Below are 23,524 nucleotides of genomic sequence, written 5' to 3'. Positions count from 1 at the left end.
TTTCCGGATAAAGGCATTTCGACACATTTACGATAAAAAGCCTTCAGTGCGGCGACGTTTACCGCTAGTCTGCGCTGATGCGCCCCGCCGATAACAGCGTTCAACAAGAGCCGGCCATGACTGATCTGTCCCGTATGCAAGGTCCAATGGGGCCTGCCATACCTGCACTCGAAGGACGTTTCTACCGACCGCCATTGCCCGAGGGTTATGTGTTGCGGCCGCGCCTGTGCGAGCGCTTGAGTGCCGGGCTGGAAGGTCGTCTGCTGCTGGTCAGTGCCCCGGCCGGTTTTGGCAAGAGTTCGCTGGCGGTGGAGTTTTGCCAGAGCCTGCCCGGGCATTGGCAGAGCCTGTGGCTGGGGCTCAGTTCACGGGACAGTGATCCCGGACGTTTTCTCGAACGCCTGCTCGATGGCCTCCAGCAGTACTTCCCGCACCTTGGCGGCCAGGCGCTGGGGCTGTTGAAAATGCGCCAGCGGCACCAGCCGTTTGCCTTCGAAGAGTGGCTGGATGGGCTGCTCGACGAGCTGGCGGTGCATCTGTCGGCCAGCACGCCGTTGTTGCTGGTGCTGGATGATTACCATCTGGCCCAGGGCCCGGTGCTGGATCGTTGCCTGCAGTTTTTCCTCAATCACCTGCCCGCCGGATTGCTGGTGCTGGTCACCAGCCGGCAACGCCCCGAGTGGCACCTGGCGCGCCTGCGCCTGTCGCGGCAACTGCTCGAGTTGAACGAGCAGGACCTGCGGTTGACCCTCGGCGAATCCATGGCCCTGTTCGACCGCCATAGCAGCTCGTTGCGTGGCGAAGCCCTGCAGACCCTGATCGAGCGCAGCGAAGGCTGGGTCGCCGGGTTGCGTTTCTGGTTGCTGGCGGCGGCGCAGGCCACTGACGACAACACCTTGCCCCAGGTCCTGCACGGCGGTGAAGGGCTGATCCGCGACTACCTGCTGGAAGAGGTGATCGACTTCCTGCCGGCGCATGTCCAGGCGTTCCTCTACGACACCGCCCCCCAGGAGCGGTTTTGCAGCGAGTTGTGCGACGCCATCCGCGAATCCCACGACAGTGCGCAGATCCTCGACTACCTGCAATCCCATCAGGTGTTCCTGGTGCCGCTGGACGAGCACGGCCGCTGGTTTCGCTATCACCACCTGTTTTCCGACCTGCTGCGCACCCGTCCCGCGACCAATACCCTGGTCCCGACCGCCAGCCTGCATTTGCGCGCCTGCCGCTGGTTCAGTGCCCAGGGCCTGCTGGATGAAGCGGTGGAGCAGGCGTTGCGTGCCGGTCACCTGGATGTGGCGGCCAACCTGGTGCAGAACCTGTCCGAAGAACAACTGCTGGCCGAGCAGAATGTCGGCATGCTGCTGCGCTGGAAGATGGACCTGCCCGACAGCCTGCTGATCAGCTCGCCACGGTTGATCGTCCTGTATGCCTGGGCGTTGGGCCTGGCCTGCCAGTTGGATGCGGCGCAGGAACTGGCCAGTCACCTGAGCAACTTCCTGCCGGCGCCCTCGGCCACGGCGCAGAAATCCATGCTGGCCCAGTGGCTGGCCTTGAGCGGCATCATTGCCCGGGGGCGCGGCGACCGCGAACTGACCCTGGCCTATTGCGGCGAAGCCTTGCTCAGCCTGCCCCACAAGCGCTACGGCCAGCGCCTGGTATGCCTGTCGACATTGTCCAACCTGGCGATCGCCGAGGGTGACCTGTGGCGTGCACGGGCGCTGAACCGTGAGTCGCTGGAGCTGGCCCAGCGGGTCGGCAACCCGCTGTTCGAGGCGTTGGCCCATTACGATCGGGCACGGGTGCTGCAGGCGCGCGGCGAAGTGCTGCGGGCGCTGGATGAAGTCCGCCAGGGCTTGCAGCGCCTGGAGGGCCTGCCCGCGCAACGCCTGTATGCGGCGCGGGCACGTCTGACCTTGTACGAAGGTTATCTGCTGAACCTGCGCCTGCAACCTGAAGCCGGGCGCCAGCGCCTGCTGGCCGGGTTGCATGAAGCGCGGGCCTGCCGCGATATCAGTGTCCTGGTGGGGCACTGTGTGATCGCCAACCAGGAGGGCCGCAACGGCGAGTTCGCCAAGGCCTTTGCCGAGCTCGCCGAAGCCGAACGGCTGATGCATATCTGGGATGTCCCGCCGATCTATTATCTGGCGATGATTACCCTGGTGAAATGCGAGCTGTGGCTGGCACAGGGGCGGGTCGACCTGGCCGAAGCCTGGCTCGGGCGCCTGGGGCAGACCTACAACGGCGAGCAGGCGGCTGCCGCCCCCGAGTTCCATCCGCAACTGCCGGCACATATCGAGTTGCAACAGGCACAGCTCGAGGCGCTCCAGGGCAAGCCCGAGGCGGCCCGGCAACGCTTGCTCAAACTGGTGGAGCAGGGCCAGGTCAGCGGCGGGCAACTGCTGAGCATGCTGGCCTGGAACCAGCTGGTGATGCTGGAGTTGGCCGGGTCAAGGGAGGCTCGGGCCCGTTCGCTGTTTGCCCGTGCCGTGGAAGCGACCACCGGTGGCGCCCTGCTGCCGTTCCAGGCCTTGGCCACGGCCCATCCGGACTGGATGCGCGAGCAACTGTTGCTGGGGCCCGATACGCCCCTGCGCCAGAGCCTGCTGGAACTGCTGCCGGCGCAAACCGTGCGCGAGCCGGTGGAAAGCCTGCCGCACAGTGAGCACCTGAGTACCCGCGAACTGGCCGTCCTGCACTTGATTGCCCAGGGTTGCTCGAACCAGGAAATCAGCGACCAGCTGTTTATTTCCCTGCACACCGTGAAAACCCACGCCAGCCATATCAACAGCAAGCTGGGGGTGGAGCGCCGTACCCAGGCCGTGGCGCGGGCGCAGGAGCTGGGGCTGCTGGGCGAGCCGCGCTGACAGTCTGCGTGACACCTGCGGTCCGGCTGGCAGACCGGTGAAGAATCCCTCCGGCAGGGGTGGCTATATGCCTTGTCTGCGCTATAACCAATACACGCCTGAGCTTTCTTGCTGTGCCTTGAGTACGCGGCATGTCCTGTGTCGGCTTGAGGGTAGAGGGCCTATCAGTGCTCTTTGGTCGTGAATCACAAGGGAATTGCCTGGGAGCAAGGAATGCGCGAGATCACCTTCAGCCCCGCTCCGGTCGTCTTGATCGTCGATGACCAGAAGACGGATGCGCTCATTCTCAGCGAGTCGGTGCGGGACCTGGCGCAGGTGTATGTCGCCACCAGCGGCGAAGAAGCCTTGCGCGTGGCCCGTCAGTGTCGCCCGGATGTGGTCCTGCTCGATATCGAGATGCCCGGCATGAACGGCTTCGAGGTCTGCAAGGAACTCAAGGCCGACCCCAAGCTGTCCGACGCCGCGGTGATTTTCGTCACCTCCCACGCCCAGGCCGACTATGAGCTCCAGGCCCTGGGCTACGGGGGGATCGACTTTATCCAGAAACCCCTGAACCTGCCGGTGGCCAGGGCCCATATCAATGCCCATATCACCCTGCGCAACGAAGCCAAGCGCCTGGCCAATCATGACGCACTGACCGGCCTGCCCAACCGCATGCTGCTGCAGGACCGGGCCGAGCAGGCGCTGAAAATGGCCCGGCGCAATCATGGGCGGCTGGCGATGCTGTTGCTGGACCTGGACAACTTCAAGGCCATCAACGACTCCATGGGGCACTCGGTCGGCGACCAGATGCTCAAGTATGTCGCCACGCGCCTGTCGATGATCCTGCGCGGCATGGATACGCTGAGCCGGCAGGGCGGCGACGAGTTCATCATCCTGCTGTCGGAGGTGGACGGTTTCGAGGCCGTGGGCGATTTCGCCGAACAGGTGCTGACCACCATCTCCAGCCCGTTTTCGTTGCAGGGCAACCGCTATGACCTGAGCGCGAGCATCGGTATCGGGGTCTTCCCGGAGGACAGCGACGACCTGGAGTCACTGTACCGTCACGCCGATGCCGCGATGTACCAGGCCAAGCAGGCCGGGCGTAACTGCTACCAGTTCTTTTCCCCGGCCATCGAAAGTGGCATGCGCGCCCGGCACCTGCTTGAGCGGCATATGCGCGAGGCCATCGAAGACGGGGTGTTCGAGGTCTTCTACCAGGCCAAGGTCGATGCCCGCGAGCACCGCGTGGTCGGCATGGAGGCGCTGATCCGCTGGCACGACGGCAATGGCAACCTGGTGCCGCCGGCGGACTTCATTCCCCTGGCCGAGGAAACCGGGCTGATCATTCCCATCGGTAAGTACGTGCTGCTCCAGGCCTGCAAGGACACCCGCAAACTCCACGAACTGGGCCACCCGATCTGCGTCAGTGTGAACATCAGCGTTGTGCAGTTTCGCGAAGAGTCGTTCCTCGGCATGGTCAAGGGCATCCTGCTCGACTCCGGCCTGGCGCCGCAGTGGCTGGAACTGGAGATCACCGAGGGGGTGCTGGCCCGGGATATCGACAACGCCCGCGAAACCCTGGTGGCACTCAAGGCCCTGGGTGTGCACGTGGCGATCGACGATTTCGGCACGGGTTATTCGAGCCTGGCCTATCTCAAGCGCTTTCCCATCGATGTCCTGAAGATCGACCAGAGCTTTGTGCGCGACATGCTCACCGACAAGAGCGACCTGGCCATCGTCGAGGCGATCATCAAGCTGGGGCAGGCCCTGGGCCTGGAACTCGTCGCCGAAGGCGTGGAGACCCGGGAGCAGGCTGACCTGCTGCTGGAACACGGTTGCCGGATCATGCAGGGCTATCTCTACTGCCGGCCGGTTCCGTTTGCCCGGATCTGCGACGTGTTGTCCGCCTGGCCGCAAACGCCATGAGCGCATGGGCCGCGATTGTCGATCAGCGATATCCCGGCCTTCGGGATCACCGTAGTCATCAAGGGAGCCTGCGTTGAAACGAGCCAGCCTGTATGCCCTGAATGGACGTGTCGTGTTGCTCCTGGCCCTCGGGCTGGTGGCGACTATCGTGGGCTGCCTGATCCTGCAGCACAGCAACGAGCAGCGCACCCGCGAGGCCCTCGGTGCCGCCGCCGAAAGCGCGGTGCAGTCGGTGGCCAGCCGGCTGCAGTTGTACCAGTACGGCCTGCGCGGCACCCGCGGCGCGGTTGTCACCGCCGGCGAGGACGGCATTACCCGCGAGACGTTCCATCGCTACAGCCTGATGCGCGACGTGCCGCGGGAGTTTCCCGGTGCCCGCGGATTCGGTTTTATCCGCCTGGTGCGGGTGCAGGACCTCGATGAATTCCTGCGACGCGCCCGTGCCGACGGTGCCCCGGACTTCAGCATTCGCCAGTTCGCGCCACACGAGGGCGACCTGTATGTCATCCAGTACCTGGAACCCGGCACCGGGCAGGCACCGGCGTTCGGCCTGGATATCGCCTCGCAGCCTGACCGGGCCGAGGCGGCGCGGATGGCCGCGCGGACCGGGGAGGTGCGCCTCACCTCGCCGATCACCCTGGTACAGGCAGTGGGCAAGCCACAACAATCCTTCCTGATCCTGCTGCCGATCTATAAAAGTGGTGTCGTGCCGCAAAACGAGGCCGAGAGGGCGGCCGCGCTTGTCGGCTGGAGCTATGCGCCGTTGCTGATCGAGAGCGTCCTGGCCGGTCTGATCCCGGAAAGCGAGGCGGTGAACCTGCGGCTCAGGGACATCACCGGGCCAGGGCCGGCGGTGCAGTTCTACCAGACGCTTCATGAGGCGGACGTGCAGCCGACCGGGCTGCTTACCCACACCGTGGAGCGGGAGGTCTATGGGCGGCGCTGGCAGATCGAACTGGAGGCCCTGCCTCTGTTCGTGCAGCGCCTGCATCTGCTATCGCCGACGATGGTGTTTGCCCTCGGCGTGCTGGCAACCCTGCTGGTGGCGGCGCTGGCCGCCATTGCCGGGGTCAGTTCCCAGCGCCGCCTGCAGGTGATCGCCGAACAGGGGCGCCTGGCCTCGATCGTCGAGAGCTCGGCCGACGCGATCATCGGTACGACCCTGCAGGGCGTGGTGACCAGCTGGAACCGCGGTGCGCAGACGCTGTTGGGGTATACCGCCGCGGAAGCGGTGGGGCGGCCGCTGGTGGAACTGATCGTACCGTCCGAACTGGCTTCGGAAGAGGTCGAGATCCTGGCGCGTATCGCCCGGGGCGAGACGATCACCAACTTCGATACCCTGCGGCGTTGCAAGGACGATCGTCGCGTCAATGTCTCGGTGAATGTTTCGCCTATCTGCGATGCCGCTGGCCGGGTGAGCGGCGTCTCGAAGATCCTGCGCGATATCACCGCGCAGAAGGCCGCCGAGGCGCGGATTCTCGAACTCAACTCCAGCCTGGAAGAGCAGGTGGCGACGCGGACCGCGGAGTTGCGGCGGATCAACCTGCTGTTCAGCAGCGTGCTGCGTTCGGCCTCCGAGGTGTCGATCATCGCCACCGACCTGGATGGAGTGATCAGTGTATTCAACGAAGGTGCCGAGCACATGCTCGGCTATCGCGCCGAGGAAGTGCTGGGCAAGGCCACCCCGGCGATTCTTCACGTGGCCCAGGAAGTCATCGACCGTGGGGCCGAGCTCAGTGTGGAGTATGCGCAGGTCATCGAAGGTTTCAGGGTCTTTGCCCACAAGCCGGAATTCGAACACTCGGAAACCCGCGAGTGGACCTATGTGCGCAAGGACGGCTCCCATGTCCCGGTGACCCTGGTGGTGACCTCCCTGCGCGACGACGAGGGGCAACTGACCGGCTACCTGGGCATCGCCGTCGATATCACCCAGCGCAAGGCGGCCGAGCACCAGTTGGAACTGAGCCTGCAGGCGACCCGGGTGATTCGCGACCAGTTGCTGATGGCCGCCGATGTCGCCGAACTGGGTATCTGGACCTGGACGCTGGCGGACAACACGCTGCAGTGGAACGACCGCATGTTCGAGTTCTACAGCCAGCCGACGAGCTTGCGTGACAACGGGCTGAACTATGCCCACTGGTACGAGCGGGTCCACCCCGCGGACGTCGAGGCCGTGGCCGCGCAGTTGGCGGCGGCGGTAGCCGGGGAGCGGGTCTATGACCCGATCTTCCGGCTGCAGGGGCCTGACGGTCGCATACGCTTCATCCAGGCCGGTGCGCAGATCGAGCGTGATGAACAGGGGCGGGCGTTGCGGGTCACCGGTATCAACCGGGATATCACCACCCAGCGCGAGCTGGAGTCGCACCTGCTGCGGGCCAAGGACCGGGCCGACAGCGCCAGTGCGGCCAAGTCGTTCTTCCTGGCGAATATGAGCCATGAGATCCGCACACCGATGAACGCGGTGCTGGGGATGCTGCAACTGGTGCAGCACACCGACCTCAATGCCCGTCAGCGCGACTACGTGGTCAAGGCCCAGACGGCGGCCAAGTCATTGCTGGGCCTGCTCAACGATATCCTCGACTACTCGAAGATCGAGGCCGGCAAGCTGCGTCTGGATCCGCATCATTTCGAACTCGAACCGCTGATGCGCGACCTGGCGGTGGTCTTGGCGGGCAACCAGGGCAGCAAGGAGGTCGAGGTCATGTTCGACCTCGATTCCGACCTGCCCGGCAGTCTGGTGGGCGACAGCCTGCGCCTGCAACAAGTGTTGATCAACCTGGCGGGCAATGCCCTGAAGTTCACCCAGCAGGGGCAGGTGGTGGTCAGTGTCCGACAACTGAAACGGTTCGAGGACATGGTGAAGTTGCGGATCGAAGTGTGCGATACCGGCATCGGGATCAGCACCGAGCAACTGCAGCGCATCTTCGACGGTTTCACCCAGGCCGAAGCCTCGACCACCCGCCGGTTCGGCGGCACCGGGCTGGGCCTGGTGATCTGCAAGCGGCTGGTGGGCCTGATGGGCGGCGAGTTGCAGGTCGAGAGTGAAGTGGGCGTCGGCAGCCGGTTCTGGTTCGATATCAGTCTGGAGGTGGCCCGTGAGGAACCGCTGCGGCTGTCGTGCCCCGGTGTCGATTCGGCGATGCGCCTGCTGGTGGCCGACGACAACTCGATGGCCTGTGAACTGTTGTTGCGTACCGTGCGCTCCCTGGGCTGGACGGCGGACACGGTGAGTGGCGGCACACTGGCGGTCGAAGGCGTGCGCAAGGCGCAACTGCGCGGCGAACCCTACGACGTGGTGCTGATGGACTGGCGCATGCCGGACATGGACGGCCTCAGCGCCGCCCGGCTGATCAGTCTGCAGGAGCAGGCCGTGCCGCCGCCGATGGTGATCATGATCACCGCCTATGGGCGTGAAGTCCTGGCGGATGTGCACCATGAGGGCGATGCCCCCTTCGTGGGCTTCCTCACCAAGCCGGTGACGCCCCGGCAGTTGGCCGATGCGGTCCAGCGTGCCTTCAGCGTGAGTGAACCGCCTGTGCAGGACTTGCCGGTAGCCCGCTCCCGGCGCCTGGCCGACATGCGCCTGCTGGTGGTGGAGGACAACGCCCTCAATCGCCAGGTCGCCGATGAGCTGCTGAGAGGCGAGGGGGCCCAGGTCAGCCTGGCGGAAGGCGGGCTGGAGGGGGTGAGCATGGTCCTCTCGGCCTCGACACCGTTCGATGCGGTGCTGATGGATATCCAGATGCCGGATATCGATGGCATGGAGGCCACGCGACACATCCGCCGGCACCCGCAGTTCGCCCTGTTGCCGATCCTGGCGATGACCGCCAACGCGTCCAACAGCGACCGCGAAGCCTGCCTGGCGGCGGGGATGAACGACCATGTGAGCAAGCCTATCGATCTGGAAGAACTGGTGCTGGCCTTGCGCATCCAGACCGGACGCGAAGCGCCCCGGCCGCTGACGATGAGCGAGGCGCCGGAAGCTTCGACGGAGACGGTGATCGAACCGCGTCAGTCGATCATGAGCCGCTTCGGCGGCAACTTCGAGCTGATCTGCACCGTGTTGTACAGCTTTGGCACGGAGCTGGAAAAACAGTTGGCGTTGCTCCCCGCCCATCTGCAGGACCGTGACGGGCCGGCCGTGGCTGCCGTGTTGCACGCGATCAAGGGCAGTTCCGGGACCATGGGTGCCCAGGCGCTGTCGGTGCGTGCCGGTGCCCTGGAGCGCGAGCTGTTGTATGGCGATGCCGCTGCCGTTGCCCGGGTGCTGGGCGATCCGCAATGGCTGCCCGAACTCAAGGAACTGCTGACGCGCAGTGTCGAGCAGTTGCAGGCGGCATTTGGCGCGGGAGGGCGTGGCGACGCGTCCCGGGACGTGGCGGCCGGGCCGTTTTCTTGATGGGGCCGGGAGCGGCCCTTATACTTTTCGCGATGCGGCCCTTGTCGGTCCGGATGCTTCGGCGCCTGGACCGCTCAGGGGTTTTTTATTGCCTGACCCGCTTATTGCAGGAACTCCTCATGGACCTCGCAAAACCCGCGCTGATCCGCGAAACCTTCCCTGTCGGCCCGTTGCAATGCAACTGCACGATCATCGGCGACCCGATCACGAAAAAGGCCATCGTCGTCGATCCGGGGGGCAATCACGAATTGATCCTGGCCCGGCTCGAGGCCCTGGGCCTGAAGGTCGTCAGCATCATCCACACCCATGCGCACCTGGATCATTTCCTGGCCTCCGGACAACTGAAGGAGAAGACCGGCGCCACCCTGCACCTGCACAAGGACGACCAGTTCCTCTGGGACAACCTGGAGATGCAATGCAGCCTGTTCGGCGTGCCCTACACGCCGGTGCCGTCGCCGGACCGATGGCTGGCCGATGACGAGGAACTGGCCTGTGGCTGTGGCGTGGCCCTGCATACGCCGGGACATACGCCCGGTTCCATGAGCTTCTGGTTTTCCGAGGCTAGACTGTTGATTGCCGGCGACACCCTGTTCCGTCGTGGTGTCGGGCGCACGGACCTGTGGGGTGGTGACCAGGCGACCATCGTGCGTTCGATCAAGCAGCGCCTGTATACGCTGGACGAGGAGGCGACGGTGGTGACCGGACATGGTCCCGATACCCGGTTGGGTGACGAGATGCGTGAAAATCCGTTTGTTCGCGCCTGACAGGTTTCATGGAATTTTTACCGTCTGTCGTGTTCCAACGCCAGCAACGGTCTATCGCCAACGGCCTTTGCACCCCAAATGAGTAGGAGCTAGATCCATGTTCACCTCGCGTCGTTTGATTATCGTCGCTACCGCCGTTGCCATGCTGTCCGGCTGTGCATCGCAAAACCCGTATGACAACCAGGGACAGGCGGAGCAAGGCTCCTCGGGTATGAGTAAAACTGCCAAGTACGGCGGGCTTGGAGCCTTGGCCGGTGCCGTCGCGGGCGCCGCCATCGATCACAACAACCGTGGCAAGGGGGCGCTGATCGGGGCCCTGGTCGGTGGCGCGGGTGCCGCCGGCTATGGCTACTACGCCGACAAGCAGGAAGCCAAGCTGCGTGCGAGCATGGCCAACACCGGCGTGCAGGTGCAGCGCCAGGGCGATCAGATCAAGCTGATCATGCCTGGCAACATCACGTTCGCGACCAACTCCGATGCGATCGCCAGCAGCTTCTATCAGCCGTTGAACAACCTGGCCAACTCCCTCAAGGAGTTCAACCAGAACCAGATCGAGATCGTCGGCTACACCGACAGCACCGGCAGCCGCCAGCTGAACATGGACCTGTCCCAGCGCCGCGCCCAGAGCGTTGCCAACTACCTGACCTCCCAGGGCGTGAGCGGGGCCAACCTGTCGGCCCGTGGTGCCGGTCCGGATAATCCGGTTGCGAGCAACGCCGATGTCAACGGCCGCGCGCAGAACCGCCGCGTGGAAGTCAACCTGCGGGCCATTCCTGGCCAGAATTACGGCCAGCAAGGTCAGCAGCCACAAGGTCAGTATCAGCAACAGGGCCAGCCGCAGTACCAGCAGGGTCAGCAGTACGGCCAGCCGGTCCAGCAGTACCCATGACACCTGACTGAATTCAGGGTGTAAAAAAAGCCCGCCCGATCAATGATCGGGCGGGCTTTTTTGTGGCGCTTGAAGCCGGGTTACTTCTTCAGGCCGTAATGCTCGTCGAGCATGCCGGGGGCGTTCGGCGCTTTCGGGGCATAGTCGCGCGGCGGTTCCTGGTTGCCGCGAGGCGGTGTCAGGCGTTCCCGTGGTGTCTGTGCAGCATCGGCGTGCAGGGCGGCGAGCAGGCGTTGGCGAGTCTGCTCGTCCAGGGCCAGGCGGTTGGCACCCTCGGCGAGGTGGTCTTGCACTTCCTGGTAGCTCTGGGTGAGTTTCTTGACCAGTGCCGCGGTGCTGTTGAAGTGGGTGACCACCTCGTTCTGGTAACTGTCGAAACGTTCCTGGATATCGTCCAGCTGACGCTGTGTGCTGCTGGGCGCGGCACTCGGCACCAGACGGGCGACCAGGAAACCAATGGCGACACCGGCAACCAGGGCAAGAGTCGGCAACAACCAAACTAAGAGCGAGTGTTCCACGAGTCCTTCCTCTATAAACGGCTTTGCTTTACGTTAACGGCTCGGACCTGCGCTGTATACCGCGATCTTAAGGTCGCAATGATGTCAGGCAGAGACTTTTAGCTAGACGAGTCGACCCCTTGAGAGGTCACGGAGTTCATTCCTTGCTTATGCGCGAAACCCCTTTGTTCATCGATGGCCCGGTCGGCCAACTGGAAGCCTTGTACCTGGATACCCCCGAGCCCCGCGGGCTGGCGCTGATCTGCCACCCCAACCCGGTGCAGGGCGGGACCATGCTCAATAAAGTCGTTTCGACCCTGCAGCGCACCGCCCGCGATGCCGGATTGATCACCCTGCGTTTCAACTATCGGGGTGTCGGCGCCAGTGCCGGGAGCCATGACATGGGCACCGGTGAAGTCGATGATGCCGAAGCCGTCGCACAATGGTTGCTGGAGAAACACCCGGAACTGCCGCTGACGCTGTTCGGGTTCTCCTTCGGTGGCTTTGTCGCGGCGACCCTCGGCGGCCGCCTGGAAGCCCGTGGTCAGTCGCTCAAGCATCTGTTCCTGGTGGCTGCCGCGGTGATGCGCCTGCGTGCCGTGGACCGCTTGCCGGAAGGCTGCCCGCTGACCCTGATCCAGCCGGAAACCGACGAAGTGATCGATCCACAACTGGTCTACGACTGGTCCGATGCCCTTGAACGTCCCCATGAGCTGCTGAAAGTGGCAGAATGCGGACACTTTTTTCATGGCAAGTTGACCGATCTGAAGGATCTGATCCTGCCGCGCCTCCTGAATTGACAGCAGTCTGACCTAAGCGATTACCCATGACGACTCGTACACGTATCCTCACCGGCATCACCACCACGGGCACCCCGCACCTGGGCAACTACGCTGGCGCCATCCGCCCGGCGATCCTTGCCAGCCGTGACAGCAATGCCGATTCCTTCTACTTCCTGGCCGACTATCACGCGCTGATCAAGTGCGATGACCCGTTGCGCATCCAGCGCTCGCGCCTGGAAATCGCCGCGACCTGGCTGGCCGGTGGCCTGGATGTGGAGCGCGTGACTTTCTATCGTCAGTCGGACATCCCGGAAATCCCCGAGCTGACCTGGTTGCTCACCTGTGTCGCGGCCAAGGGCCTGCTCAACCGTGCCCACGCCTACAAGGCCTCGGTGGACAAGAACGTCGAGTCGGGTGAAGACCCGGACGCCGGCATCACCATGGGTCTCTACAGCTACCCGGTGCTGATGGCGGCGGACATCCTGATGTTCAACGCGCACAAGGTGCCGGTCGGCCGCGACCAGATCCAGCACGTGGAAATGGCCCGGGATATCGGCCAGCGCTTCAACCACCTGTTCGGCCAGGGCAAGGAGTTCTTTGCCATGCCCGAAGCGCTGATCGAAGAAAGCGTCGCCACGCTGCCGGGCCTCGACGGCCGGAAAATGTCCAAGAGCTATGACAACACCATCCCGTTGTTCACCAGCGCCAAGGACATGAAGGACGCGATCTCGCGGATCGTCACCGACTCCCGCGCGCCGGGCGAAGCCAAGGACCCGGACAACTCGCACCTGTTCACCCTGTTCCAGGCGTTCTCCACCGCCGCGCAAGCTGACGAGTTCCGCCATGAGCTGCTGGGCGGCCTGGGCTGGGGCGAGGCGAAGAACCGCCTGTTCCAGTTGCTCGACGGTGAGTTGAGCGAGAAGCGCGAGCGTTACCACGAACTGATTTCCCGCCCATCGGACCTGGAAGACATCCTCCAGGCCGGCGCGAAGAAAGCCCGTAGTGTTGCCACGCCGTTCCTCGCCCAGTTGCGCGAGGCGGTCGGCCTGCGGTCGTTCGTCAACCAGGTGCAGGTCGCCGAGACCGGCAAGAAGAAAGCCGCCAAGGCTGCGCGTTTTGTCAGCTTCCGGGAAGACGACAGTTTCCGTTTCCGTCTGCTGGCTGCCGATGGCGAGCAACTGCTGCTGTCGTGCAACTTTGCCGACGGCAAGACGGCGGGTGGGGTGACCAAGCAATTGCAATCGGGCCAGGCGCTGGATATCCGCACCGAGGCCAATAGCTTCAGCGTGTGGCTGGAAGGCGAGTGCGTGGCGGACAGCCCGATCTTCGCCGACGAAGCGGCCCGTGATGCGGCCATCGAGGCTTTGCGGGTTGCCCTGACCCCGGTTCAGGACTAATCGAACGTCGGCCCGACCAAGGGCCGATTGCCATTCCCACGGGCCGTCGCTAAAGTGACCGCCCGTTTTTGTTACCTTGCTAACGAAATTATGACGCCCCTAGAACGATATCAAGCTGATCTGAAACGCCCCGAGTTCTTTCACGACGCGGCCCAGGAAACGGCAGTGCGCCATTTGCAGCGCCTGTACGACGATCTGGTCGCGGCTTCGCAGAACAAGCCGGGCCTGCTCGGCAAACTGTTCGGCAAGAAAGACCAGGCACCGGTCAAGGGCCTGTATTTCTGGGGCGGCGTCGGCCGTGGCAAGACCTACCTGGTCGATACCTTCTTCGAAGCGTTGCCGTTCAAGGAAAAGACCCGCACGCACTTCCACCGCTTCATGAAGCGGGTGCACGAGGAAATGAAGACCCTGCACGGCGAGAAAAACCCGCTGACGCTCATCGCCAAGCGTTTTGCCGCCGAGACCCGGGTCATCTGTTTCGACGAGTTCTTCGTCTCCGATATCACCGATGCGATGATTCTCGGCACCTTGATGGAAGAGTTGTTCAAGAACGGCGTGACCCTGGTGGCGACCTCGAACATCGTGCCGGACGGCCTGTACAAGGACGGCCTGCAGCGCGCGCGTTTCCTCCCGGCGATTGCGCTGATCAAGCAGAACACCGAGATCGTCAACGTCGACAGTGGCGTCGACTATCGCCTGCGTCATCTGGAGCAGGCCGAACTGTTCCACTTCCCGCTCAACGAAGCCGCTCACGAGAGCCTGCGTAAAAGCTTCCGTGCCTTGACGCCGGAGTGCACCCAGGCGGTCGAGAACGATGTGCTGATGATCGAGAATCGCGAGATCCGGGCGATCCGTACCTGTGACGATGTGGCCTGGTTCGACTTCCGCGAACTGTGCGACGGCCCGCGCAGCCAGAACGACTACATCGAGCTGGGCAAGATCTTCCATGCCGTGTTGCTCAGCGGTGTCGAGCAGATGAGCGTCACCACCGACGATATCGCCCGGCGCTTTATCAACATGGTCGACGAGTTCTACGACCGCAATGTCAAGCTGATCATCTCCGCGGAAGTCGAGCTCAAGGACCTGTACACCGGTGGTCGCCTGAACTTCGAATTCCAGCGGACCCTCAGCCGCCTGCTGGAAATGCAGTCCCACGAGTTCCTCTCGCGGGCGCACAAGCCGTAAGACCGTGTTCGTGGCGCCTGCCGGCGCCACGTCTGAGCAGAACCTTCCTGTTCCCGACGAAACCACGGGACGCCGTTGCCCTCGGGCCGGCGTCCGGCTTCAGGCTGCCTGCTGGAACTGTTGCCGGTACTGGTTCGGTGACAGCTCCGTGTGCTGGCGGAACAGCCGGGCAAAGAAGCTGGCGTCGTCGTAGCCGACTTCGTAGCTGATGGTCTTGATGCTCTTGCGGGTGCCGGACAGCAGGCCTTTGGCCGTCTCGATGCGCAAGCGCTGCAGATAGTGCAATGGCTTGTCACCGGTGGCGGTCTGGAAGCGGCGCATGAAGTTGCGGATGCTCATGCCGTGTTCGCGGGCGACATCCTCGAAGCGGAACTTGTCGGCGAAGTGCTCCTCCAGCCATTGCTGGATCTGCAGGATGATCACGTCCTGGTGCAGCTTCTGGCCGCCGAAGCCGATGCGTCCCGGCGCGTAGCTGCGCTGCACTTCATAAAGGATGTCGCGGGCCACGGCCTGGGCGACGTTGGCCCCGCAGAAGCGCTCGATCAGGTAGATGTAGAGATCGCAGGCCGAGGTGGTGCCGCCGGCGCAGTACAGGTTGTCGGCGTCGGTCAGGTGCTTGTCCTGGTTCAGGTAGACGTTGGGAAAACGTTCGCTGAAGGCGTTGAAGAACCGCCAGTAGGTGGTGGCTTCCTTGCCGTCGAGCAGGCCGGCTTCGGCGAGCCAGAAGACACCGGTGGCTTCGCCGCAGAGCACGGCGCCGCGGGCGTGTTGCTCACGTAGCCAGGGCAGGACCTGCGGGTAGCGCTGGCAGAGTGTGTCGAAGTCGTCCCAGAAGGCCGGCAGAACGATCACATCGGCGTTTTCCAGGCCGCCGTCCACGGGCAGGATGACGTCGCTGAAGCTGCGCACGGACTGGCCGTCGGGGCTGACCAGACGTGTCTCGAAGACCGGGGTGAGGCCCTGGCCCAGCTGCTTGCCGTAGCGCAGGCTGGCGAGATGGAAAAAATCCTTGGCCTGCATGAGGGTCGAGGCGAATACCCGATCGATAGCCAGGATGCTGACGCGCCGCAAGGGCGTCGAGAGTGGATTAGCCATAATTCCATTGTTCTTATTAGTGGAAAGTTCTTATAGGGGAAAGTGGTCAACAGACGGCTGGATCGTCTTATTTTTTGTCGTATGTGTCCAGTGGTTCAAGGTAAAACACTGGCATAGGCTCAACGGGCCAATCCCGGCTTCCGCGTGTTTGCAAGGTACCCGCATGATTCCCAGAACCCTGTTCAGTTCCGAGCACGAGCTTTTTCGCAGCAGCGTGCGCAAGTTTCTCGAGCAGGAGGCGCAGCCCTTCCATGCTCAGTGGGAGAAACGCGGGTACATCGACCGTGAGCTGTGGAACAAGGCGGGGGAGGCGGGGATGCTCTGTTCCCATTTGCCGGAAGCCTACGGCGGCATGGCGGCGGACTTTCTCTACAGCGCGGTGGTGATCGAGGAGATCAGCCGCCTGGGTTTGAGCGGGATCGGTTTCTCGCTGCACTCGGATATTGTCGCGCCCTACATCCTGCATTACGGCAGTGAAGCGCTGAAGCTCAAGTACCTGCCGCGACTGGTCAGCGGCGAGATGGTCACGGCCATTGCGATGACCGAGCCGGGTGCCGGTTCCGACCTGCAGGGGGTGAAGACCACGGCGGTGCTGGATGGCGACGAATACGTCCTCAATGGTTCGAAGACCTTTATTACCAACGGCTTTCTCGCCGACCTGGTGATCGTGGTCGCCAAGACCGATCCGAAGGCAGGGGCCAAGGGCACCAGTCTGTTTCTGGTGGAGGCCGATACACCGGGCTTCGCCAAGGGCAAGCGTCTGGAGAAGGTCGGGATGAAGGCCCAGGACACCTCGGAGCTGTTTTTCCAGGATGTCCGGGTGCCGAAAGAGAACCTGCTGGGCCAGGCCGGCATGGGCTTCGCCTACCTGATGCAGGAGTTGCCACAGGAGCGCCTGACGGTGGCCGTGGGTGGCCTGGCGTCGGCCGAGGCGGCGTTGCAGTGGACATTGGAATACACCCGCGAGCGCAAGGCCTTCGGCAAGTCCATCGCGGATTTCCAGAACACCCGCTTCAAGCTGGCGGAAATGGCCACCGAGATCCAGATCGGCCGGGTATTCGTCGACCGCTGCCTGGAGCTGCATCTGCAAGGCAAGCTCGATGTGCCGACGGCGGCCATGGCCAAGTACTGGGGCACGGACCTGCAATGCAAGGTGCTCGACGAATGCGTGCAGTTGCATGGCGGCTACGGCTTCATGTGGGAATATCCGGTGGCCCGGGCCTGGGCGGACGCGCGGGTGCAGCGGATCTATGCGGGGACCAACGAGATCATGAAGGAGATCATTGCCCGTTCGCTGTGACAGGTGGAGGGCGCAATCCCTGTAGAAGCGAGCTTGCTCGCGAAGAGGTCCTTGAGAGCGACAGGCGCTTCGGGGGCAAGCCCCCTCCCACAGTCATCTGGCATCGGTGGGAGGGGGCCTGCCCCGAGCGGCACGGGCGGTCGCTTACGGCGCGGGGTTCGGATGATCCTTGTGGATCGCCTCGATCCCGGCCAGCACTTCCTCGGACAGTTTCAGCTCGGCGCTGGCGATGTTGCTGTCCAGCTGTTCGAGCGTGGTCGCGCCGATGATGTTGCTGGTCACGAATGGTTGCCGGGTCACGAACGCCAGGGCCATTTGCGCCGGGTCCAGGCCGTGTTCACGGGCCAGGGCGACATAACGGCTGCACGCGGCTTCCGACTGCGGGTTGAAATAACGGCTGAAGCGGCTGTACAGGCTCAGGCGAGCCTTGTCCGGGCGGGCGCCGCCTTCGTACTTGCCCGACAGGAAGCCGAACGCCATCGGCGAATAGGCCAGCAGGCCGCACTGTTCGCGCAGGGCGACTTCCGCCAGGCCGACTTCGAAGCTGCGGTTGAGCAGGTTGTAGGGGTTCTGGATCGACACCGCCCGCGGCCAGCCGCGACGTTCGGCTTCGAGCAGGAACTTCATGGTGCCCCATGGCGTTTCGTTGGACAGGCCGATATGGCGGATCTTGCCGGCCCTGACCTGCTCGTCCAGCGCTTCGAGGGTTTCCTCGATCGGCGTGAAGTCCTCGTCGGCCTTGTGCTTGTAGCCCAATTGCCCGAAGAAGTTGGTGCTGCGCTCCGGCCAGTGCAACTGGTACAGGTCGATCCAGTCGGTCTGCAGGCGCTTGAGGCTGGCATCGAGGGCCTGGACGATATGCTGGCGGTTGTGCTTGAGGCTGCCGTCGCGGATGTAGCCGATGCCGTTGCCCGGACCGGCGATCTTGCTCGCCAGGATCCAGTCGGCGCGATCGCCGCGCTGCCTGAACCAGTTGCCGATCATGCGTTCGGTGCTGGCGTAGGTTTCAGCCTTGGGCGGTACCGGGTACATCTCGGCGGTGTCCATGAAGTTGATGCCGGCGGCCTTGGCGCGCTCGATCTGGGCAAAGGCCTCGGACTCGGTGTTCTGCTCGCCCCAGGTCATGGTCCCCAGGCAAATTGCACTCACGTTCAGATCGGTCCGGCCTAGCTGACGGTATTCCATTGGCTGCTCCTGTGGGAAAACGACCATAAAAGCAGGTTGAAATTTTTTTCGCAATCTGCATAATTACGCACCTCTTTATGCAGTGGAAGTGATGCGCCGCCGCCAAAGAATCTTGCCGTTGAACGGACGCGCCGACCCGAGCCCCCGAAAGCGTCTGTATCCGGCTGCCTTTGACCTTGTCAAAGTACGCACTATTCAGTAAGATCCGCCGTCTTATTTACAGGCGGCCCCTGAGGCTATAAAGAATGAAAACTTTTACTGCTAAACCGGAAACAGTTAAGCGCGACTGGTTTATCGTCGACGCTGCTGGTCAGACCCTGGGTCGTCTGGCCACCGAAATCGCGAGCCGCCTGCGTGGCAAGCACAAAGCCGAATACACTCCGCACGTCGACACCGGTGACTACATCGTTGTCATCAATGCCGAGCAGGTTCGTGTTACCGGTGCCAAAACCACCGATAAAATGTACTACTCCCACTCCGGTTTCCCGGGCGGCATCAAGTCGATCAACTTCGAAAAGCTGATCGCCAAGGCGCCAGAGCGCGTGATCGAGACCGCGGTCAAGGGCATGCTGCCCAAGAACCCGCTGGGTCGCGACATGTACCGTAAGCTGAAAGTCTATGCGGGCGCTGTGCACCCTCATACCGCTCAGCAGCCTCAAGAACTGAAGATTTAACGGAGTAGTTCAATATGTCGGCGACTCAAAATTACGGTACTGGCCGTCGCAAGACCGCAACTGCGCGCGTCTTCCTGCGTCCGGGTACTGGTAACATCTCCATCAACAACCGCACCCTGGACACCTTCTTCGGTCGCGAAACTGCCCGCATGGTAGTTCGCCAGCCGCTGGAACTGACCGAGACCGTCGAGAAATTCGACATCTACGTCACCGTCATCGGTGGTGGTGTGAGTGGTCAGGCTGGCGCAATCCGCCACGGCATCACTCGTGCCCTGATGGACTACGACGAGACTCTGCGCAGTGCACTGCGTAAAGCCGGCTTCGTAACTCGCGATGCCCGCGAAGTTGAGCGTAAGAAAGTCGGTCTGCGTAAAGCGCGTAAGCGTCCGCAGTACTCGAAGCGTTAATTCGCTCTCGGCTTCAGAAAAAGCCCGGTTCCCTTGTGGAACCGGGCTTTTTTTATGGGCGAAATATTTGCTGTGACAACTTGCCACATCCGTAGACCCCCTATACTACAAGGCTTGGGGCAGTGTGGGCCCGGTAATTACCTTGTCAGGGGTGGGGCTTTTCATTACCATTCGGCAAAATTTTTATAAGTACAAAGTTTTTACTTAGTAGACGCCTGATTTAACAGGCCACAAAGCTGATGGGAGAGGACTGAATGAGCAATGACGGCGTGAATGCAGGCCGACGTCGCTTCCTCGTAGCAGCCACGTCCGTGGTAGGGGCTGCAGGAGCGGTGGGGGCTGCGGTCCCGTTCGTGGGGTCATGGTTTCCCAGTGCCAAGGCGAAAGCCGCAGGCGCACCGGTGAAAGTGAATGTCAGCAAGATCGAGCCAGGACAGCAGATGATTGCTGAATGGCGTGGCCAGCCGGTATTCATCGTTCGCCGCACCCCGGAAATCATGGGTAATCTGAAGAAGATCGAAGATCAACTTTCCGATCCCCAGTCCAAGAACTCGACACAACCAACCTACGTTGATCCAGAGACGCGTTCGATCAAGCCGGAAATCCTCCTGCTGATCGGTATCTGTACGCACCTGGGTTGTTCGCCGACATTCCGTCCGGAAGTGGCACCTGCCGATCTGGGGCCCAAGTGGGTAGGGGGCTATTTCTGCCCTTGCCACGGCTCCCACTACGATCTGGCGGGGCGCGTCTACAAGTCCCAGCCCGCGCCCTTGAACCTCCCGGTTCCGCCGCATTCCTATGAGACCGACGAACTTATCGTCATCGGCGTCGACAAGGAGAACGCGCAATGAGCAAGTTCATGGATTGGGTGGATGCTCGCTTCCCCGCGACCAAGATGTGGGAAGACCATCTCAGCAAGTATTACGCGCCGAAAAACTTCAACTTCTTCTACTTCTTCGGCTCCCTGGCCCTGCTCGTCCTGGTCAACCAGATCGTCACCGGTGTCTGGCTGACCATGAGCTACACCCCTTCGGCGGAAGAGGCGTTCGCCTCCGTCGAATACATCATGCGTGACGTCGAGTACGGCTCGATCCTGCGCCTGCTGCACTCCACAGGCGCTTCGGCGTTCTTTATCGTGGTCTACCTGCACATGTTCCGTGGCCTGCTCTACGGTTCGTACCAGAAGCCGCGCGAGCTGGTGTGGCTGTTCGGCATGCTGATCTACCTGGCGCTGATGGCCGAGGCCTTCATGGGCTACCTGCTGCCGTGGGGGCAGATGTCCTACTGGGGCGCCCAGGTGATCATCTCGCTGTTCGGTGCGATCCCGGTCATCGGCAACGACCTGACCCAGTGGATCCGTGGTGACTACCTGATTTCCGGGATCACCCTGAACCGCTTCTTCGCCCTGCACGTGGTGGCCCTGCCGATCGTGATTCTCGGCCTGGTGGTGTTGCACGTACTGGCGCTGCACGAAGTCGGTTCGAACAACCCCGACGGCGTCGACATCAAGAAGCACAAGGACGAGAACGGCGTACCGCTGGACGGCATCGCCTTCCATCCGTACTACACCGTGAAGGATATCGTCGGCGTGGTGGTGTTCCTGTTCATCTTCTGTTCCATCGTGTTCTTCTTCCCGGAAATGGGGGGGTATTTCCTCGAAAAACCGAACTTCGAACAGGCCAACGCCTTCAAGACGCCGGAGCATATCGCCCCTGTCTGGTACTTCACGCCGTTCTACGCGATCCTGCGGGCGATTCCCGACAAGCTCATGGGCGTGATCGCCATGGGTGCCGCGATTGCCGTGCTGTTCGTCCTGCCATGGCTCGATCGCAGTCCGGTCAAGTCCATGCGCTACAAGGGCTGGATGAGCAAGATCTGGCTGGTGGTGTTCTGTATTTCGTTCGTGATCCTGGGCGTGCTGGGCGTTCTGGCGCCGACCCCCGAGCGTACGTTGCTGTCGCAGGTCTGTACCTTCCTGTACTTCGCCTACTTCATTCTGATGCCGTTCTATACCCGGCTCGAGAAGACCAAACCGGTTCCGGAAAGGGTGACTGGCTGATGAAAAAACTATTTGCTGTTTTGTTGCTTGCGGCGCTGCCGGTACTGTCTTTTGCCGCCGAACATGGTGGTCCGGAACTGGAAAAAGTCGATATCGACGTTTCCGACAAGGCTGCCATGCAGGACGGTGCGCGGACCTTCGCCAACTATTGCATGGGTTGCCACAGCGCCAAGTTCCAGCGTTATGAGCGTGTTGCCGACGACCTGGGGATTCCCCATGACCTGATGCTCAAGAACCTGGTGTTCACCGGCGCCAAGATCGGCGACCACATGAACATCGGCATGCAGCCGGCGGATGCCAAGGCCTGGTTCGGTGCGGCTCCGCCCGACCTGACCCTGGTGGCACGGGTGCGTGGGACCGACTGGCTGTATGGCTACCTGCGGTCCTTCTATGAAGATCCTGCGCGTCCATGGGGTGTGAACAACAAGGTCTTCCCGAATGTCGGCATGCCGAACGTGCTGGTGGGCCTGCAAGGTCGCCAGGTCGTCGGTTGCAAGCAGGTCCAGATCGTCGAGGACGGCAAGAAGCAGTATGATCCGCTGACCGGTACGCCATTGACCCATGAGGCGTGCGATCAGCTGACCATCGTGCCGAAAAGCGGCAGCCTGACCGAAGAGCAGTTCGATGAGAAGGTCAAGAACCTGGTGACCTTCCTGGCCTACTCGGCCAACCCAGTGAAGCTGGAGCATCAGCGCATCGGTACCTACGTCTTGCTGTACCTGGCCTTCTTCTTCGTGTTCGCTTATCTGCTCAAGCGCGAATACTGGAAGGATGTGCACTGATAACGTTGTAATATAGCTGTCAATCGTGCGCGCCCAAGGGTGCCTCTGAAGATGTAGCAAGTGGGACAGGCAGGATGAAGCCGGCAACGGTGTCATCCATCGCAGGTCCTGCCGCTACGGGAGGCTTCCCTTGGGCGCGCGCGTTTTCCGTTTCCGATAATTTCAACAAGCGAGGAGGACCGCCATGGGCGTGACCAACCGGTTGGCCTGTTACTCCGACCCCGCCGACCACTATTCCCATCGAGTGCGCATTGTGCTGGCGGAGAAGGGTGTCAGCGCCGAGATCATCAGTGTCGAGGCGGGTCGTCAGCCGCCGAAGCTGATCGAAGTGAACCCTTACGGCAGCCTGCCAACCCTGGTCGATCGTGACCTGGCGTTGTGGGAGTCGACGGTGGTGATGGAATATCTGGATGAGCGCTACCCGCATCCACCGCTGCTGCCGGTTTATCCTGTGGCGCGGGCCAACAGCCGGCTGCTGATGCACCGCATCCAGCGCGACTGGTGCGGATTGGTGGACCTGATCCTGGATTCGCGGACCAAGGAGCCGGCACGCGTGCAGGCTCGCAAGGAATTGCGCGAGAGCCTCACCGGGGTTTCTCCGCTGTTCGCCGACAAGCCATTCTTCCTCAGTGAGGAGCAAAGTCTGGTGGATTGCTGTCTATTACCGATACTCTGGCGTCTACCGATTCTGGGTATTGAATTGCCGCGGCCGGCCAAGCCGCTGCTCGATTATATGGAGCGCCAGTTTGCGCGTGAGGCTTTCCAGGCAAGTCTGTCTGGTGTCGAACGCGATATGCGCTAAGGAGCCGTTTGATGAACTCCAGTCGTCCTTATTTGGTTCGTGCCCTGTACGAATGGATAGTGGATAACGATTGCACCCCGCACATACTGGTCAATTCCGAGTACCCCTCGGTCCAGGTGCCGCAGGGTTTCGCCAGTGACGGGCAGATCGTGTTGAATGTTTCGCCGAGTGCCGTGCGCCACTTGCACATGGATAACGAAGCGGTCAGTTTCGAAGGGCGTTTCGGCGGTGTGCCGCATACGCTGTACGTGCCCATCGGGGCCATCCTGGGGATCTATGCCCGGGAGAATGGCCAGGGCATGGTGTTCGATCTCGAGTCGCCCCTGGAGGACGACGAAGAAGTCGAGCCGGATGATGACGGTCCGCCGTCGGGGTCGGAGCCACCGCGTCCCAGCGGCCGGCCGAGCCTGAAGGTAGTGAAGTAATAAAAAAGGCGCCTCATCCGAGGCGCCTTTTTTACATCGTATTTCCGACCTGTCGCGATCCCCGTAGGAGCTGGCTTGCCAGCGATGAGGCCGGCAAGCCGGCTCCCACA

Annotated in this window: 19 protein-coding genes; 16 read left to right on the top strand and 3 right to left on the bottom strand. The window is 62.4% G+C overall.

All coding sequences use genetic code 11. The features are described from left to right. Nucleotides 1-116 precede the first annotated feature (116 nt). The 5 genes from ACL9RJ_RS11670 (at nt 117) to ACL9RJ_RS11650 (ending at nt 10,824) form a co-directional block, all read left to right on the top strand. Nucleotides 117-2,864: a LuxR C-terminal-related transcriptional regulator gene (locus ACL9RJ_RS11670; protein WP_422765261.1), complete on the top strand. Its 2,748-nt coding sequence runs from the start codon at nt 117-119 to the stop codon at nt 2,862-2,864. Between the two features lie 213 nt (nt 2,865-3,077). Continuing rightward, nucleotides 3,078-4,772, top strand: a complete 1,695-nt coding sequence (locus ACL9RJ_RS11665; RefSeq protein ID WP_177084140.1) for a two-component system response regulator — start codon at nt 3,078-3,080, stop codon at nt 4,770-4,772. A gap of 73 nt (nt 4,773-4,845) precedes the next feature. Further along, the gene (locus tag ACL9RJ_RS11660) at nt 4,846-9,171 is read left to right on the top strand and encodes a hybrid sensor histidine kinase/response regulator (protein ID WP_177084143.1); all 4,326 of its coding nucleotides are present in this window, start codon (nt 4,846-4,848) and stop codon (nt 9,169-9,171) included. Nucleotides 9,172-9,290: 119 nt separating this feature from the next. Next, on the top strand, nt 9,291-9,935 hold the full coding sequence (locus ACL9RJ_RS11655) for an MBL fold metallo-hydrolase (RefSeq protein WP_017123579.1): 645 nt from the start codon (nt 9,291-9,293) through the stop codon (nt 9,933-9,935). Nucleotides 9,936-10,032: 97 nt separating this feature from the next. Next, on the top strand, nt 10,033-10,824 hold the full coding sequence (locus ACL9RJ_RS11650; RefSeq protein ID WP_017123580.1) for an OmpA family protein: 792 nt from the start codon (nt 10,033-10,035) through the stop codon (nt 10,822-10,824). Between the two features lie 80 nt (nt 10,825-10,904). Here the strand turns inward: ACL9RJ_RS11650 and ACL9RJ_RS11645 are convergent, their stop codons facing one another. Next, nucleotides 10,905-11,342 carry a YhcB family protein gene (locus ACL9RJ_RS11645; protein ID WP_042934286.1) on the bottom strand — a complete coding sequence of 146 codons (438 nt, stop codon included), beginning with the start codon at nt 11,340-11,342 and terminating at the stop codon, nt 10,905-10,907. Nucleotides 11,343-11,491: 149 nt separating this feature from the next. On the opposite strand from ACL9RJ_RS11645, the gene ACL9RJ_RS11640 reads away from it, so the two are divergent. The 3 genes from ACL9RJ_RS11640 (at nt 11,492) to zapE (ending at nt 14,685) form a co-directional block, all read left to right on the top strand. Beyond that, a complete protein-coding gene (locus ACL9RJ_RS11640; RefSeq protein WP_017123582.1) occupies nt 11,492-12,121 on the top strand; it encodes an alpha/beta hydrolase in 630 nt (209 codons plus the stop codon). Between the two features lie 26 nt (nt 12,122-12,147). Next, nucleotides 12,148-13,500: a tryptophan--tRNA ligase gene (locus ACL9RJ_RS11635; protein ID WP_017123583.1), complete on the top strand. Its 1,353-nt coding sequence runs from the start codon at nt 12,148-12,150 to the stop codon at nt 13,498-13,500. A 90-nt stretch (nt 13,501-13,590) separates the two neighbouring features. Continuing rightward, nucleotides 13,591-14,685, top strand: a complete 1,095-nt coding sequence (zapE, locus tag ACL9RJ_RS11630) for a cell division protein ZapE (RefSeq protein WP_177106546.1) — start codon at nt 13,591-13,593, stop codon at nt 14,683-14,685. Nucleotides 14,686-14,784: 99 nt separating this feature from the next. Here zapE and ACL9RJ_RS11625 read toward each other — a convergent pair whose 3' ends face one another. Further along, nucleotides 14,785-15,705 carry a GlxA family transcriptional regulator gene (locus ACL9RJ_RS11625; protein ID WP_177084570.1) on the bottom strand — a complete coding sequence of 307 codons (921 nt, stop codon included), beginning with the start codon at nt 15,703-15,705 and terminating at the stop codon, nt 14,785-14,787. Between the two features lie 238 nt (nt 15,706-15,943). Here ACL9RJ_RS11625 and ACL9RJ_RS11620 point away from each other — a divergent pair, with 238 nt between their 5' ends. Further along, complete coding sequence (locus tag ACL9RJ_RS11620; protein WP_017123586.1) at nt 15,944-17,080, top strand: acyl-CoA dehydrogenase family protein; 1,137 nt, start codon at nt 15,944-15,946, stop codon at nt 17,078-17,080. A 144-nt stretch (nt 17,081-17,224) separates the two neighbouring features. Here ACL9RJ_RS11620 and ACL9RJ_RS11615 read toward each other — a convergent pair whose 3' ends face one another. Next, a complete protein-coding gene (locus ACL9RJ_RS11615; RefSeq protein WP_017123587.1) occupies nt 17,225-18,265 on the bottom strand; it encodes an NADP(H)-dependent aldo-keto reductase in 1,041 nt (346 codons plus the stop codon). A 245-nt stretch (nt 18,266-18,510) separates the two neighbouring features. Between ACL9RJ_RS11615 and rplM the strand changes: the two genes are divergently transcribed. From rplM to ACL9RJ_RS11580, 7 genes are all read left to right on the top strand, one after another. Beyond that, nucleotides 18,511-18,939, top strand: a complete 429-nt coding sequence (rplM, locus tag ACL9RJ_RS11610) for a 50S ribosomal protein L13 (protein WP_017123588.1) — start codon at nt 18,511-18,513, stop codon at nt 18,937-18,939. A 14-nt stretch (nt 18,940-18,953) separates the two neighbouring features. Beyond that, nucleotides 18,954-19,346 carry a 30S ribosomal protein S9 gene (rpsI, locus tag ACL9RJ_RS11605; RefSeq protein WP_017123589.1) on the top strand — a complete coding sequence of 131 codons (393 nt, stop codon included), beginning with the start codon at nt 18,954-18,956 and terminating at the stop codon, nt 19,344-19,346. Between the two features lie 254 nt (nt 19,347-19,600). Beyond that, nucleotides 19,601-20,197, top strand: coding sequence for a ubiquinol-cytochrome c reductase iron-sulfur subunit (petA, locus tag ACL9RJ_RS11600; protein ID WP_042934291.1), 597 nt, complete (start codon nt 19,601-19,603; stop codon nt 20,195-20,197). Beyond that, the gene (locus ACL9RJ_RS11595) at nt 20,194-21,405 is read left to right on the top strand and encodes a cytochrome b (RefSeq protein WP_017123591.1); all 1,212 of its coding nucleotides are present in this window, start codon (nt 20,194-20,196) and stop codon (nt 21,403-21,405) included. The genes petA and ACL9RJ_RS11595 overlap by 4 nt, the downstream gene beginning before the upstream one ends. After that, a complete protein-coding gene (locus tag ACL9RJ_RS11590; RefSeq protein ID WP_017123592.1) occupies nt 21,405-22,187 on the top strand; it encodes a cytochrome c1 in 783 nt (260 codons plus the stop codon). The genes ACL9RJ_RS11595 and ACL9RJ_RS11590 overlap by 1 nt, the downstream gene beginning before the upstream one ends. A 184-nt stretch (nt 22,188-22,371) precedes the next feature. Then, nucleotides 22,372-22,989: a glutathione S-transferase N-terminal domain-containing protein gene (locus tag ACL9RJ_RS11585; protein WP_017123593.1), complete on the top strand. Its 618-nt coding sequence runs from the start codon at nt 22,372-22,374 to the stop codon at nt 22,987-22,989. A gap of 11 nt (nt 22,990-23,000) precedes the next feature. Beyond that, on the top strand, nt 23,001-23,414 hold the full coding sequence (locus tag ACL9RJ_RS11580) for a ClpXP protease specificity-enhancing factor (protein WP_017123594.1): 414 nt from the start codon (nt 23,001-23,003) through the stop codon (nt 23,412-23,414). Nucleotides 23,415-23,524: the final 110 nt, after the last annotated feature.

The organism is Pseudomonas sp. Mn2068 (assembly GCF_049319725.1).
In the GTDB taxonomy this organism is placed as follows: domain Bacteria; phylum Pseudomonadota; class Gammaproteobacteria; order Pseudomonadales; family Pseudomonadaceae; genus Aquipseudomonas; species Aquipseudomonas gingeri.
Note: the sequence above shows the minus strand (reverse complement) of the source record. Positions and strands in the feature narration are given on the sequence as shown.